Source organism: Actinomyces vulturis (assembly GCF_001687305.1).
GTDB lineage: Bacteria > Actinomycetota > Actinomycetes > Actinomycetales > Actinomycetaceae > Actinomyces > Actinomyces vulturis.
The window spans coordinates 37,412-51,865 of the sequence record NZ_KV700385.1; the positions used below are offsets into that span (position 1 = coordinate 37,412).

Annotated in this window: 11 protein-coding genes and 1 tRNA gene; 6 read left to right on the forward strand and 6 right to left on the reverse strand. The window is 45.6% G+C overall.

Annotated elements, in window-relative coordinates:
• Positions 1 to 71: 71 nt before the first annotated feature.
• On the reverse strand, positions 72 to 1,457 hold the full coding sequence (locus A9753_RS00150; RefSeq protein ID WP_067778482.1) for a hypothetical protein: 1,386 nt from the start codon (positions 1,455 to 1,457) through the stop codon (positions 72 to 74).
• Positions 1,458 to 1,900: 443 nt separating this feature from the next.
• Between A9753_RS00150 and A9753_RS09335 the strand changes: the two genes are divergently transcribed.
• Positions 1,901 to 3,181, forward strand: a complete 1,281-nt coding sequence (locus A9753_RS09335) for an MFS transporter (protein WP_083090155.1) — start codon at positions 1,901 to 1,903, stop codon at positions 3,179 to 3,181.
• Between the two features lie 495 nt (positions 3,182 to 3,676).
• Here A9753_RS09335 and A9753_RS10140 read toward each other — a convergent pair whose 3' ends face one another.
• On the reverse strand, positions 3,677 to 3,886 hold the full coding sequence (locus A9753_RS10140; RefSeq protein WP_067778491.1) for an antitoxin VbhA family protein: 210 nt from the start codon (positions 3,884 to 3,886) through the stop codon (positions 3,677 to 3,679).
• Between the two features lie 291 nt (positions 3,887 to 4,177).
• Here A9753_RS10140 and A9753_RS00170 point away from each other — a divergent pair, with 291 nt between their 5' ends.
• Positions 4,178 to 4,432 carry a hypothetical protein gene (locus tag A9753_RS00170; RefSeq protein WP_067778494.1) on the forward strand — a complete coding sequence of 85 codons (255 nt, stop codon included), beginning with the start codon at positions 4,178 to 4,180 and terminating at the stop codon, positions 4,430 to 4,432.
• A gap of 91 nt (positions 4,433 to 4,523) precedes the next feature.
• On the opposite strand, the gene A9753_RS09720 is transcribed toward A9753_RS00170, so the two are convergent.
• The 3 genes from A9753_RS09720 to A9753_RS00180 all read right to left on the reverse strand — a co-directional run bounded on the left by A9753_RS09720 (position 4,524) and on the right by A9753_RS00180 (position 7,259).
• Positions 4,524 to 4,754, reverse strand: a complete 231-nt coding sequence (locus tag A9753_RS09720) for a hypothetical protein (RefSeq protein ID WP_176702688.1) — start codon at positions 4,752 to 4,754, stop codon at positions 4,524 to 4,526.
• Positions 4,755 to 4,814: 60 nt separating this feature from the next.
• Positions 4,815 to 6,191, reverse strand: a complete 1,377-nt coding sequence (locus A9753_RS00175) for an MFS transporter (RefSeq protein WP_067778496.1) — start codon at positions 6,189 to 6,191, stop codon at positions 4,815 to 4,817.
• Positions 6,192 to 6,467: 276 nt separating this feature from the next.
• The gene (locus A9753_RS00180) at positions 6,468 to 7,259 is read right to left on the reverse strand and encodes a DUF8175 domain-containg protein (RefSeq protein WP_141673223.1); all 792 of its coding nucleotides are present in this window, start codon (positions 7,257 to 7,259) and stop codon (positions 6,468 to 6,470) included.
• 271 nt (positions 7,260 to 7,530) lie between these two features.
• On the opposite strand from A9753_RS00180, the gene A9753_RS00185 reads away from it, so the two are divergent.
• The 4 genes from A9753_RS00185 (at position 7,531) to A9753_RS00200 (ending at position 13,558) form a co-directional block, all read left to right on the forward strand.
• On the forward strand, positions 7,531 to 8,076 hold the full coding sequence (locus A9753_RS00185) for a hypothetical protein (RefSeq protein WP_067778503.1): 546 nt from the start codon (positions 7,531 to 7,533) through the stop codon (positions 8,074 to 8,076).
• Between the two features lie 184 nt (positions 8,077 to 8,260).
• Complete coding sequence (locus A9753_RS09910; RefSeq protein ID WP_218056723.1) at positions 8,261 to 8,722, forward strand: GNAT family N-acetyltransferase; 462 nt, start codon at positions 8,261 to 8,263, stop codon at positions 8,720 to 8,722.
• Positions 8,723 to 10,635: 1,913 nt separating this feature from the next.
• Positions 10,636 to 11,361: a hypothetical protein gene (locus tag A9753_RS09570; RefSeq protein WP_141673224.1), complete on the forward strand. Its 726-nt coding sequence runs from the start codon at positions 10,636 to 10,638 to the stop codon at positions 11,359 to 11,361.
• A 1,393-nt stretch (positions 11,362 to 12,754) separates the two neighbouring features.
• Complete coding sequence (locus A9753_RS00200) at positions 12,755 to 13,558, forward strand: DcrB/PsbP domain-containing protein (RefSeq protein WP_067778509.1); 804 nt, start codon at positions 12,755 to 12,757, stop codon at positions 13,556 to 13,558.
• Positions 13,559 to 14,372: 814 nt separating this feature from the next.
• Here the strand turns inward: A9753_RS00200 and A9753_RS00205 are convergent.
• Positions 14,373 to 14,449, reverse strand: a tRNA-Met gene (locus A9753_RS00205).
• Between the last annotated feature and the right edge of the window lie 5 nt (positions 14,450 to 14,454).

Here is a 14,454-nt window from a genome sequence, read left to right on the forward strand (position 1 = left end):
CCACGTCCGTCGTTGCATTCCAGAAAAGCAAACAGGCTGCTCTCCATCAAAATGCCGCCAGTAATAACCGGTTACTCTCCTGATTCTGCCGTTGGCTCGCTGAATGGAGAAGTGTCTAAAGAGTTGTCCATGTCTTGGAGTTCCAGGTTTTCTTCGTTTGCGCTTTTAGCGCTGTCAGAAGATTTACCTGCGATAAGAGGAATAGAACTGCGCTTATCCTCAATAGTGTGGGTGAACTTCCGAATCGATTCATTCCCCTTACGCAGAGCAGTCTCCCGGGCATGACCAGCATGCGTTAGCGCTTGTTGCGTTACAGCGCCTGTCTGTGTGGCTACCGTTTTTCCAGAATCGACGATTTTTGTTCTGGTTGACGTGGCGACTTCACCAGCAGCTTGAATCCATCCCAGTGGTTGAGAGATCTCCCCAATGGCATCATCACATCCTGCGCGTTCTGCGAAAGTGGCGATAAGTTCTTGAGCCTGCTCCAAACTACGAATCATGGCGTTAACTGCAAGCGGGTGCCTGAGTTTTTGCTTCGGCGCTCCGGCAATCGTTGACAGTTCCACCAATCGACTACCCAAAACTGACAAACGTTCAGAAATTGATTGAATACGTTGATCCCACGTTGAGTACAGTCCGCGTTTGTAGGACTCGAAATGTTCAGAATCATCCTCAAGTACGCGAGCAAGTTCCAGGTTAGCGAGTCGATATTCAAGTTCCAGACAATGCCCGATGAGCGATAACCAGGTTCCTATTTCTCGATGAAGTTCAGGATTATCGTCAATCATCTTTTTCGTGGAATCGGACTTTTGAAGTCTCGTGATGATATTGTCAATCTTCTTTAATGCGTAGGCACGCTGAGTGCTCAATGTGTGGCTAACATTGGCAATTTTTGACCATGAAACACCATTAACCGTTCCCACTGAACGCTTAACGAATTCAGCCTCTTCGATAAGGACTTGGGCCCCATAAACTTCAGAAAATGACGTATCTTTTTGATCTTGAATAACGTCATCAAGTTTCTGATCGATACTCGCAAGACACTCTTTCATCTGCTCAAGTTCATGCATGATGGACATTTGCGTCATAGCAGAGCCCACACTGGCCATCATGGCCGGGTTAGTCGCATGAGAAACAAATCTCAACTGATGCACGAACTTATTGTTCTCATCGTAGAGAACACCCATCTGACGCGCGTTACCGTATTTTTCAACCATTTGTCGGGATTCTTCAGTCAATTTAACCCATCGACCCGACGCCTCCATCACGCCAGCAGCACCTTGAGCACCTGCCCCAAGTGATCCAGTGATCTCAGCAAAGTCTATAGAAAACGTTGAGGATTCGATTCCTTCTTCACCAAGCCAAGCATCAAGAAATCCGGAATCCCCAATGAGCGCAATACCCCGCGCATCTTCAAATACCTGGATTTCACGCTTCTCTTCAGATTGATCACCCATACCCCAAGCCCTTCATAGAAGAAACGTATCAAATACATTCACATTAGGAACTACTACATTGTATCCCTCCACCCAGGACATCTATGGACGGTTCCACTTAATAATCAAGACACAATAATAAAGCGCCAATTTAATACTACAAAGCAGCATGAATAACACTCAGTCTTACACATTCACAAACCATGAGAAGAATTAGTGATACATAGCATCCCCAACCTTAAATACACCTACCCATATTTTAATAAAACATCAAGAAATTCTAAAAATTAATTAACTAATAGAATAATTAAAAATCAGCGAGATACTCACCAAAAAACATAACATTCGACACATCTCACACTAGTTTCTCATATAGGAGACTCTAAAAACTTGTAAATTATGTACAGCATGGAAGTTTAACTAAGCACCACTTTTGCCATCATTCTCATCGATCGGCCTTCTGAATGACTAACAAGCATTTCTTTGTTACCACACTGCTAGTGACGGCTGGAAACAGTTTCATTCTCTCATTCGCCAATACAGTGCTTACCCTGTCAATGCTTCTTGCATTCGGCCTAAAAACGGCAGTGCTCAATGGCGTAGCGTTATCAATTGCTCTCATCATAAGTACACCGTTTGGTGGTGTTCTTTGCGATAGGTACGAGCCACGCCATCTCATGACACTAAAATGTGTCACAACAATAATTGTCTACACCCTCATCGGCCTTGCATTAAGTTTGAAATGGAGCGGAACACCAAAACTGATTCCGCTCCTCATGATAGGGATTGGACTAATTCAGTCATTAACTGACCCAAGTTCACGAATTGTCATTCAAACATGTAAACAAGAAGTCCACTTTAGTCAGGCTTATCCAATTATTCGTGCCACACAAAATATTATGAGAATGCTGGGCCCTGCAATAGCCGGAGCAATCGTTGGACTACATAATTCGTGGCTACCTTTTGCCGTAATTTCAGCCTGTTCATTGCTATTACTTGGAGCAATTCGTCAATTACCTAATCTGCTTATCAATCGTGAGTTGATACCATTAGGCTTTACACCTTCGCAACACTCCCCTTGTGCAAAATCACGATTGGGCAACTACAGCCAACAATGGTTATACGAACTCGTTGAGGGAGCTAAAGCATTTTTAGGCTATCCCTGGCTAGTCGCACTCACAGGGGCTTCACTTATTGTGTTATCCGCATGGACTGCGGGTTTTCGTTACCTAGCACCTGACATATTCCTCAATAACGGTGGCAGCACAGCACAATGGGGATTCTTAGTAAGCACTTTTAGTGCAGGATCACTGCTAGCCAGTCTGATTACCGTTCGTATAAAAACAGCGAATTCCATTTTTTGGTCCTTCGCCTGGTTCATTCCCCTCACGCCATTTCTTCTGTTAATTGCATCCGGCCATCACGGATTACTCCTTATGGCGTCCACCGCCATTGCCGGTATTGCATGGGATTTTGCAGTCTTTTTCGGAGAAACAAGTGTTCTCGACGGCGTCCACCGTCAAGTTCTCGGACGAGTCACATCCTTTTCTTCTGTTGGGGAACAGTGCGGACTTCTCATTGGCTACTTGTTAACCTTAACTATTTCTTCCCCCGAGGAAGGGTCTCAACGATTAGTATTCGGCGCTTTCCTCATCATCGCAGCAAGTACCTGCGGACTTGGGATCACCTCATTACTCGCACGTCGATACGCAGTGCAGAATCTCTGGAATCCCTCCACATGGTAGGCGTTTTCATCTATCAGCACATTGCCTAATGCTGCACATTCTCCCCTTAAGAACTCTTTTATCATTGCTTAACGCAAGCCTTGGGCAATCACCATTCACAAACACTCACCCTGCGGATAAATAACCGTAGTCGTATTCTCTCCCAGAAAACTGATGGCTACTACTCTGTTCTGGATTACCCCCATCGCCCTACATAAAGCGTAAAATAAACTCAGTATGTTCTTCCCCTTATTCAAACTTTCAAAAACTGAGAAGGTGTTCTGAAAGTTGATCACATCCATTCGTTACTCTTTAGCGTACTTCGCTTTCGCCGCTATCATCACAGGGATTGCAACTTCCTTTGGGCACGGAGGAAATGCCCTTTTGTTACTCATAGTTGCACCTATCTATGGCGCAGCACTGGGGGCAGCCAAGTACAAGCGGAAACAATAATCCTATAGCCCGCGAAACGTATTCACTTCATAAAATGCCAAATTATCGCCTTTAAACGATGGGTCAGCATTCAACATCATCAAGGCCGTAACGAGCGCGAGTCCTAGCGACTAATTCACTCGCGGTTGTTTGTCCATCGATGTACTCCTGAACATCACTGAGAGTCTGTTCAGAAATTGGTAAGCCTTCCATCCTTTGGTTGTGAAGAGCAAACTTCACCGCTTGCTCACGCTGCGTTCGGGTAGTCGTATCCTGTGAATTATTATTTCTCATTCTTGCCCCACGAAATAGAATCAATCACCCTTGGGAGTAAGTTTAATTGAGGATTCAAGACAAAACTCTCGAACTTTTCACGACATCTAGACCCGAGTATGTGTCCCGCAATTAATTCCTTCAAACTCAACGTATACTCATAAGCTCGCACATATAATGTTGCCTACCTCTCAAGTTAATGCTCAGAAGGAGGCGATAATGCTTGGCAAGAAGACAAAGAAGGCCTTGTTCTATGCATGCTAGTCACATCAGTGGGTTTGACTCTCGCAGGTTGTGCTTCAGCAAGGGCAGATGATTTACGTCAAAGAAACCACGCCCGGAACATGCTGGCGAAACAACGGAGATGAAGTCCCCCAACAGCGCGTCGATTGCTCTGATGAGCATGAAGTTGAAGTTCTCCACCGCCTCAATGTGTTTGACTACGCCGATTACCCTGGCAACGAGTTCTTGACTCATGCGGGTATCGACATGTGCACACGCTGGCTCATCACAGAGCATCCCGAGTTCTTGACAACAGCGCTCTCCAAGACCTTACGTGCGAAGTAATGGTTCCGAGCGAAGAGGCCTGGGAGCACAAAGATTAACGAGTCTACATTTGTAGCGTTGTAGCTAAGTCCCCTCAAACCACAACATTCAATCAGTGTGAGCCGAAGTAAACATCCCCGCCAAGGGCTAAAGCCGTGAAAGGTGATACATCATGGGTGAACTCAGTGACGCTATAGCCGCGAAAATCATCCTGGTTCTTTTCCTCCAGTCGCCCATTTCCTATGGCTGCCACGGTATTCATCTGCACCCTGATTTTGATGTGGGACTGGAAGCGCAAGTAACTTTTTAAGCAATGGTGATGGGGAAGAATGGAATGGTCCATTCTTCCCCATCACCATTATTGGGAGTAGTCAAAGTAAGAAAACCGATGGGTACAAATAACCTACGGTTGAGGGTTCTTGTCATTTTCAAGGTCATCGGTGTATTGCTGAAGTAGATCAAATGACTCAACATGCTTGTTGTACTCCTCCCAGTAGGGCGGAGCAGGAATATGCAGCAATGAACGGTTAAACATCGTCAACACAGTACTGATAACAAAAATTGCTGCGAACGCTGCGAGCGTGACATGAATACCGGCATGTTCAAGGAGAACACCGGAAGACAAGGGCGCCAGTGGCATCAAGATGAGGACGAGTAAGGAAAAAGCTGAGCCGATTCGTCCTTGTAGTTCTGAAGGGATTGAGGCCATGAAATAGCCTGCCAACGCTGCATTACCGATGGGGACCACGATGCCGCTTAGGCCCCACCAAGTCAAAAGCCAATATGGGTTCGTATTGACGGCAACCATGCCGAAAAATACAGAAGAAATAATGAACTGAATGACAATGAGTTTGCCGGTGGGGTAACGCGTAGCCACCTTGCTTGCAATAATCGCACCGATGAGCATGCCGCCACTCATCACACCGTAAGTCAGGCCTGCTAGTGCCGGATTTCCACTGGTCTTTTGAATATAGAGCACGATGGTGAGGAAAACCGCAGTGGCACCGAAATTAATGAATGCCGCAAACAGTGACAAGTACCGGAACATGGGCACACGAAGAATCAGGCTAATACCGGTCAACATGTCTGAAACCCAGTGCGTTTTCTTCTGAGACGTGCCCAAAGGGTTCACAGAAATCGTCGCGATAGTTCCTGAACGGAAAAGACAGGCAAAGGAATGAAAAGCTATCGGGATGAAGTGAGCAATGCCGAATAAGAAACCCGCTAGTGGCCCACTGATTAATCCGATCGCTGCATTGCGCCCCTGGTTGATGGCGGAGACCTTGGGAAACTGTTCGGTGGTGACGATGTTTTTCAGCAACGCATCATTGGTGATGCCCACGAATTGAGAGACGAATTCCATCGTGAAAGCCAGGATGATGAGCCACAGCATCGTGATGTTGTCAGTGAAGATAAGCCAGGCGAATACTCCGGCGAGTAGAGCGTCGACGAGCGCTCCGAATGTCACGAATGTGCGGCGCGGTACGCGGTCAGCAACCACACCCGCTGGGAGGGTGGCCAGGAGCATGCCTAAACTCGACGCCATGCCGATCACGCCGGCAGACGCCGTGGATCCAGTAACAGCAAACGCGATCAGAGGGATGGCGATGAATTGCATGGAAACGCCCAAGTCGAGCACAGTGTTTCCGGTGAACCACTTGTAGTAGTCCCGCCCCAGCGGTTGTTCAATGACACGCTGCTCAGCGGCCTGTTCTTCTTCAGTAAGCGGCTCTTCAGTATTCAGAGAAGAAGCGTCATCGTGGCGCAATTCCTTGGACATAACGGAATCATATTCGAGGAGGTTCCTCAATATCTGTGGTTTCGCAATACATGATTGATGTTCTGCGAAGGTGTGGGGGCCGCTGATTTCTCAGCGGCCCCCACACTCACACATTGAATGCATCCTGCTTCCACAATGAGGTTCAATGGAGAACGAACCTGTATTTACAGTATCGAGTCGCTGCGATGCACGCCCTCATCCTTGAGGATGAAAAACAATGGATATTGAGCCCTTCACTGGCACCTCGGAGCAAGTACAGTTTTCGCTCATTCTGTATCAGGCGTCCCACTCAATCAATCCTTCACTACTCAGTGAGGCAATCGGTTCAAGAGGAAGAAGTTGTTCAGAAGGAATACGTGCTTTCCAATCTCCATCTGCCCAAATCATGAGGACATTAATCTTCTGAAGTTCGCTGCGGTGATGGGGATCAACCATCGCCAGAGTGACAAGCATTTCATCGTCTGAATGCTTACTCACCGAATACCCCTTAATTAATCCAGCGGGGTTCGTTTCTCCGTTCCAGTGAGCACGGATATCTTCAAGAAGGATCTCACGATCTTGATTGTCATAAGCAAGTGTCTCAACGGCCTCAGGCAAACGCCAGTTCGACCACAACCACTTCATCCAATTGGCAGCCCCTAACAGGGCACCAGTTGGCGAGTGAGCAAAGCAATGAGAAATCTCGCCGTTACCGATGATTCCAGGTCCCTGATTATCAAACGAAGGGACAGTGAAACCGTATCCAGTCGGCAGTTGCTGAGTACCAGTCAGAGCACTGTCAGGAACATCTTGATTATTTGGTTGCAACCCACAGACAGACGCATCAACGTCGGATAGTGGCGATGCTTCGTCACTACCAGTCGTTTCAGAAGATTCCGAGGCAGAGGACTCGGATGATTTTGCCGTTTCTTTCACTTCTTGGCTGCTTTCCTGTGCAGCCTGTTGACTCACACTCGAGAAGTTACTTCCAGCAAACCAACCCGCACCGAAAATCGCTAATGCCACTACGAGAGTAGAAACAATCAACACGGGGGAGGAAAGAGATATTTTCCCTTTATTCAATACCATTAATACACCTCGATACGGTCATGCAGACAAAGGCGATGTTGCGGTACTCCACAACAATGCTCGAGCCGCCGACAAAATTTCACACTGCAGATCCTATCGTGATGATGACATTCAACCCCAAAATGGCTTCGAACAAATCATGCGATCCAAAGACGACTACTCACCCCTTGTTGTCAAAGATGACAAATCGAAGAGGTACGTTAAGTTATTGGCGATTTTTCGATTATCGATTCGTAAGCCACAGAAGGAATATTTCGAATAGATTGACTATATGAACAAGGCAATCGTTACTGCGTGCGCATGCAGCCTTGTTCTGCTCGCGGGTTGTGCACCGAGTAGCAACAAGGCAACACCCGCGCTCTCTCTTCCCTCCGCACCCGTCATCACTTCTCCCACCCCCACACCCGAATCGACGGAAGTGAGGGGAACCGTCTCTGATATCGAGGATGGAACAGAGCTTGCCGATCCGGGCATCATGGCTTCGATGGAGTGCGAGACCGACACCCTGCCTGAATGGACCTATGAAGATATTTCGGTCTACTTCGGTGAGCCAAACAAATATGTCGTTGTTGAAACCGGTACTGGCATTAATCCCTACGAGACTTGGTGGATTGTCCTTCTTGGCTATCACACTGATGATGCCGCCCCTGAAGAGCAGCACGCTTTTCTCACAAATTCCATCGTTTCCCACAGCCACAAAACATGGATCGCCCTTGAGGACAATCACCCGTGGGATTCTGTGAATTGGAATGAAGAGCAATTAATCCGTGGACATTCAGCGCTCGCCAAAGCCCGCGAGTGCTACCAGAACGAATAATCTTTGCTTTCCGGGAGGAGGCATTATCGCCACCATTTTCACCTGCTTCCTCACCTTCCATTACAGGCTCAAGCGAAGGCACCGATATTGGCTGAGTTAAAGGACTTGGAGGCATAGCCATGGTATTTTTCCCAGTGAAAACAGCGTTCTCCTCCCCTCGACTTTTGACGAAGTGTGAGGCTACATGCCGTTCATCCTCATTATTGCCGTCACCATCCTTGGGCTGGTTAGTGACCAGGTCTCACAAGAACAATTAAATTCGCCGGGCACACTCCACGCATACGAAGCATTATTTCTCCAAGTAAAGAAGGTGGCGATGACTGCTTTACATCCAATCTCTAAAACAGACTCCGAATACCTCTGGCATTGGCTCCACGAAGTAAAAAACGCCGAGTGGAGACGATGGGATGGTCCCTATTTCGATGATTCTCTCTCCCATAATTCACAGACAGAGTTTCAGCAGTACGAGTTCCCAAAGTTTTTCACTGAGAACAAGCGGATGATTACCCATCAGAAAGTACCGGTGGGTCTGGTCACCCGTTTCGAAGAAGAACCGCAGGGTGGGGGCTGGTATGAAGTTGGGATTCTAATTTTCGACCCCCGATACTGGAACCAAGGTATCGGGCAAGAAACACGACGCCTCTAGCGTTCAAGACACCTTTTCTCAGACACATGCTCACATCATCACTGTGACCACATGGTCCGGCAATCAACGAATGATTCACTCTGCCATGCGCGCAGGGTTCCACGAATGTGCACGGATTCCGGAGACTCGACTTTGGGATGGTCAACGCTGGGATAGTGTCAAACTCGCAATTCTTCGCGATGAAGTACCTTCACCATAAAACAAGTCGGCGAAAATTCTCTAGGAGATACAGCCAGTGGCGCGGGAAAGTGCGCCACGGCATCTTCGTACTGGAAGCAGCTGTACATAACGCCAATTCACAGTAGATACGTATGTAAGCATCAAAAGGACACAATTTGTCAGCACAAGCGAAAACTCACGCACTGAGAACGGAGACATTAACCCCATACACGCAGGGGATAAAGTTCTCCAATCACCGTGAAAATTCGCCAACCATGAAGATATTGGTAGCCAAACTAGACTTTCAAAATCACATCATTGCTGTTGTCAGCAATAAAGGCGGCACAAAATAAATCACTTCTCACAATGATCCGACGAACGCCCTTTTGCTGCAATAAGTGCTGCGATGCCTACAACGGTTAATACTGCGAACGTACTTGAAGTGGTCAATAAAACGTGTGACGTGCTCCCTCGAAAAGAAAAATACACTGCAGCGATACTAAAAATGAGCGTCAATAAACTCATTATTACGACAATCAGGCGGATAGTATTGAAAACGTTCATTATTCCCCCAATCAAACACATCATCATTGACATGCACATCAATAGAAAAGGCAAATTATTTTTGTTGATCGAACAACTCTAGGGTAACACCTCTCCAATTTTTCATTCCACTAGCAATCGAAGCGTGGATAGGATACAAACTCCGACGAGCAGTTCTATTCCTAGAACTGAGATAACAGCGTACACGTACCGAATAACATAAGTAGATTCACTGAATTGCGATCAAGACAGTGATTCATGCATTGACATATTCTCCCTACAAAAAGACTATAATTACTAAAGTAGAAAATATACGATGGACTCATATACTTTCGCCCATTGAAAACCGACACTCTCCCTCCCCTTGACTTTTGACGAAGTGTGGGGCCACGTGCCGTTCGCCCGATCATTGCCGTCGCCCTCCTTGGGCTGGTTAGTAACCAAGTTTCACAAGAACAACTAAAACGTCTGAACACACTCCGCATACACAAATCATGATTTCTCCAAGTAAAGAAAATACCAGTGACTCTCTGTATCCAATCACTGAACCAAGATCGGACAAGAAGCACTACGCCTCTAGCGTTCAAGACACCTTTTCTCAGACACATGCTCACATCATCACTGTGACCACATGGTCCGGCAATCAACGAATGATTCACTCTGCCATGCGCGCAGGGTTCCACGAATGTGCACGGATTCCGGAGACTCGACTTTGGGATGGTCAACGCTGGGATAGTGTCAAACTCGCAATTCTTCGCGATAGAAAAATATCTATGCGACCGCATATCTACCAATCGCATCACACTCGAAAACGCTGGACACATACTATTATCCAACACCAGCCAAGAAACGACCATGATCACAATCGCAATCCAACATAAGATAGCGACACCTTTAACAGTATCGAATAATTGTTCATTCAAAACAAAGAATGTAGCAAAAACTCACAAAATAGAATACATAGCAACACATACAAACGGCAGTACATTCAGGTGCCACACCCATACTGCCCGCAAAATACGATAAAAATCATCAAAAATAGTTAAATATACAGAGTAACAACTGAACCCGCCAATAATTTGCGCCTAGATCAGCCATCAACCGCAACTACAACTATCTAAGAAATAAGAAATACCAATTTGACGACCATGAACACCTTAGTCTATTTTTAAAGCAAAATTACTTACTCCCCTCTCGATACTAGGAATACCATGACCCACCCCTTAAAGATGACCACAAGTCGCAGGTCCATCAACTCCGCAGCCCTCTGGTCAGCCCCTGCCCTAGTTATCGGAGCTGCAGCACCCACATTTGCAGCATCTAATGATCCTAAAAACTTCCACGCTAACTCTCTGGTTTCCCTTAATCGTTATTACAATTCTTGGAATAGGCAGACCACTGTTAATTTCACAATTAGTTCAAACCTAATCGATTACAAACTCAACAATAAAGGCAAGTTGTCTATAGTTAAGACAACCCCCAGGCCTGCAGTATCTTTCAGCAATCTCAATGAATCAGATGCTGTCACTGAAATTGAGATCACCTATCTATTACCTTCGAATTCTTCATATTATAACGGAGGATTCTCGTTCAAGCCGAACTCAAGCCCTTACAATTATTGGTCGCCGCTTACTGCTGGTACCCCTATACAGGCAGGAAGCAAAGACTGGTGGGGACAAGAAAGTGACCGTGGAACCTACGTTCCTTACACCACAACTTACAGCGGCCCTATAGTGCGTGGACCGTCATCAGAAAGCAATCCAGCATTTGTGCGCGCATACACCTTTGAGGCTGAGCAAAAAACGGTAAAAGGCAATAGCAATGAAACAAACATGCACTACTATTTCAGGATTGCAGTAAAAATTAACGGCAACTGGCAATATCGTTACGGAGGCACGGACAAACCACCCGCAATAGCAATTCCTTTCTACTCCTGATATTTACCGCGGTGGGGCGCGTCTGCATTAAGAAAGTAGACGCGCCCCACCGTGCATTTGTTTTCACCCACTCGTCGATCCTTTTGCATTCATAGGCGGCACCATCCACCGATATCCATTGGTAAGATTCCCCTGTATTCCACAGCGCCGTTGAAAATGAATCCAAATATCATCTTACAGGCAGATTCGAAATACACTATCGAACAGATGATGATAATGATGGAAAATAACAGCCTTCACTAACACAACGTCACACTCATGGCATTTTGCTTCTCCCGTATATTGCACTATTACGGCCATGGTAATAAATTTATCTCTTCTAGTTCTCAAAATTACCAATTCTACCGCAACAACAGCGTTGAATAACAGAAAATCATGTCAATCAACTTTACTAGTCTACTAAGAAAAATACACAGATATTTTTACCATTAAATTTCAGAACTTTACCACCCTCCCCCGTTCACAAAGTAATATTTTTCAGTACTTGCCTCCAGATTGCTCATTTTTCGGACAATTCAGAAATCCTGGAAACTTTCATACTTAGCGCGGTAGAATATAACAATTCTGAGTTAAAGGAATTACCGAAATATGAGTTATCGAAATATCTTACAACTGAACCACGCAGAGAAACACGTACCCCGGACCAGCATTAGCCGAGAATGCTAAACCTCAAATTATAAAATACTGTAATAGCGCTTAGCGATAATTTAATTGTTATCTATCCACCCCGGTTCTTATTGATACTAATATCGCAACCACAAAGACTAGGAATTACCAAACAAATAAGTTCCACTATGTTACAGTAAACAACATTATTTTATCAGGAGTAAAACTACACGAGATCTCTTCCTCAGTATAACGAAGAGTCCATAACAACAGATTGCCCCTAGCCAATCAAAATATACGTACGGCGCACGACACTATTCATCAACAAACTTCCGAAGGGTACGTCCATTTCAATGATCTTTCTATAAATTTGTTCCTAAGCCTGACATGTAGGCAAACCATCTATGTAAATCTGCGCTACTACGATCCACGTGCACCATATATAAAACTACACATTTTATTCCAACATCGCTCACTGCAAGAGTTTTCACTCTCAAAACCTCCCTCATAGAGAATGGCCAGCAATACAAACAACAATTATGAGTTGCACGTCGAAATCCCGCCTTTACGAAGTTCGCTTCTTGTGACTAACGAGACATGCTCCGCAGGATATAGGTAGGTGGCAAGATGGTATGAAGACTTCTATAATTTATTAAAAAATCACTGATAGTTTAGGGTGGATCACCTGATTGCCAAGAGACCTCTCTCTTTTAGAAGTTCTTGTTTTCCCTAGACTTCTCCGCGGTGAATTATTCTTCATGCCATGACATCTACTTTGAGGTTCCAGATGACACCCCCCTCTTCACTCCCCTCACGCCGTACCATCGCCAAAGGCGCTGCATGGTCCGTTCCTGCCCTTGTACTCGCTGAACCCGCTGCCGTAGCTGCAGTGAGCGATGGAGAACGAGTAGCGAAAGCAATCCAGGACCCGTTTTTCGTCGATATGAAATTCGCGGGGAGTTCAACTGATTTCCCTGGCCCTTCAGCTAAGCCTCTACATTCAGGAGATTTTCATTTCCTCATTCCCTGCGGAACTAACCTTCCTTCAATGAAGTGGGAAGTTCAATTGGTTCCCGTTATTAATGCAAAAAATATTGTCAGACGACAACAACGCGACTTCTGGATTACAAAAATGGAAAAAGACAATACCGGAAGTGCGGTACAAATGGACCTACTAGGTGGCATTTCACCACATTTCGCTGTACGAGACGATATAATTGATCCCGAATCCGGCAAAATAATTTCACCAAAAACCTATGATCCGGAAACCGGTATTGAGCGCCTAGAATTTACCACCCCTGAGTTCAACGGCGAGAGGCAGTCATCTTCCTGCACGATCACAACTGGTTTCCGCATTTACTTTGCTCGAGGCACAACCGATGAACTTCTTACAATTTGCAATAAGAACACCCGTTTTGATAAAGTGGTGATCAAAGCGTGGGCTGGCAGTAGAATAGTCGTAGATTATGACTCAGTGAAAGCCGCGACCTTCGATAAGCAAGAGTTTCCCACTCTCAATCAAACTTCTGAATTGTGCCCCGCTGGTCTTCCAAGTCTTACCTATAATGGCTCCTATGACGGCTTGGTATGACGTGAGTATTTTTGAGAGCAACTAATATATTTACGATCGTTCGTCTCTAGTTGCTCATAGCCGTGTAGAGTATTCAAACGTTTATATTAACATCGTGTATTAAAATCGTTTGAATTCTGAGTTTAACCGTTATAGGGAGGGGAAAACCCTCCCTATAACGGTTATTCGTTTCTATCATTTCGTTATCCACGTTTTACGCTTCAATAACATAGTTCATAACCACCGTCTGTTAAGAACAGATATGTACGCCCCATAACAGGTAGGTAGCAATACAATTATGTTACTAAGTGGAGCCGACGCTGGTTCCTTAGTATTCTTTTGTATTTCACGCAACTTGCGAAAAGGACCTGTTATTTGAATCAAGGGAATAAACACACCCCTTCCACAGAAATCAGGGCTACACCACCATTCGGCTTTACCGTAAAACGCTCTTTCTGAGAAGAACTATCACAATGGAAAGGTGCTGAAAACTCACAGCCACTCAAACCTAGAGCACTATAATGCAAAATCCACTTCATTGCTCATTGACGATTTAAATACCCACTAACGATCTTGTCCGCTGCACAGTGGCTTCTGGGCGCTCATCACGGCAACTAACTGCCCCCCCCCATCGTTTCCCCCAGGGAGGATGAATCCACCACTATTATGTATGCCTTCCGATACACACATCGGTAGACGTCATTGCTATTGATATTTTTGCCTAAATGATGCAATTAAATGAGGGTTACGAGTCATTGTTTTGAAAGAAATCATCCCTTTAAAAATGCACTAAATAAAATAAAACCGCTTAGTTAAATAAACTAAGCGGTTTTCTTGGTAGCGGGGACAGGATTCGAACCTGCGACCTCCGGGTTATGAGCCCGGCGAGCTACCGAACTGCTCCACCCCGCGTCGGC

Bases quoted from the DNA above. Each gene is read 5' to 3' on its own strand.
- A9753_RS10140 (WP_067778491.1), bottom strand. From the start codon at position 3,886: ATGAGAAATAATAATTCACAGGATACGACTACCCGAACGCAGCGTGAG.
- A9753_RS00170 (WP_067778494.1), top strand. From the start codon at position 4,178: ATGATTTACGTCAAAGAAACCACGCCCGGAACATGCTGGCGAAACAAC.
- A9753_RS00180 (WP_141673223.1), bottom strand. From the start codon at position 7,259: ATGGTATTGAATAAAGGGAAAATATCTCTTTCCTCCCCCGTGTTGATT.
- A9753_RS00200 (WP_067778509.1), top strand. From the start codon at position 12,755: ATGACACCCCCCTCTTCACTCCCCTCACGCCGTACCATCGCCAAAGGC.
- A9753_RS09335 (WP_083090155.1), top strand. From the start codon at position 1,901: ATGACTAACAAGCATTTCTTTGTTACCACACTGCTAGTGACGGCTGGA.
- A9753_RS09720 (WP_176702688.1), bottom strand. From the start codon at position 4,754: ATGGACCATTCCATTCTTCCCCATCACCATTGCTTAAAAAGTTACTTG.
- A9753_RS09910 (WP_218056723.1), top strand. From the start codon at position 8,261: ATGCCGTTCATCCTCATTATTGCCGTCACCATCCTTGGGCTGGTTAGT.
- A9753_RS00185 (WP_067778503.1), top strand. From the start codon at position 7,531: ATGAACAAGGCAATCGTTACTGCGTGCGCATGCAGCCTTGTTCTGCTC.
- A9753_RS00175 (WP_067778496.1), bottom strand. From the start codon at position 6,191: ATGTCCAAGGAATTGCGCCACGATGACGCTTCTTCTCTGAATACTGAA.
- A9753_RS09570 (WP_141673224.1), top strand. From the start codon at position 10,636: ATGACCCACCCCTTAAAGATGACCACAAGTCGCAGGTCCATCAACTCC.
- A9753_RS00150 (WP_067778482.1), bottom strand. From the start codon at position 1,457: ATGGGTGATCAATCTGAAGAGAAGCGTGAAATCCAGGTATTTGAAGAT.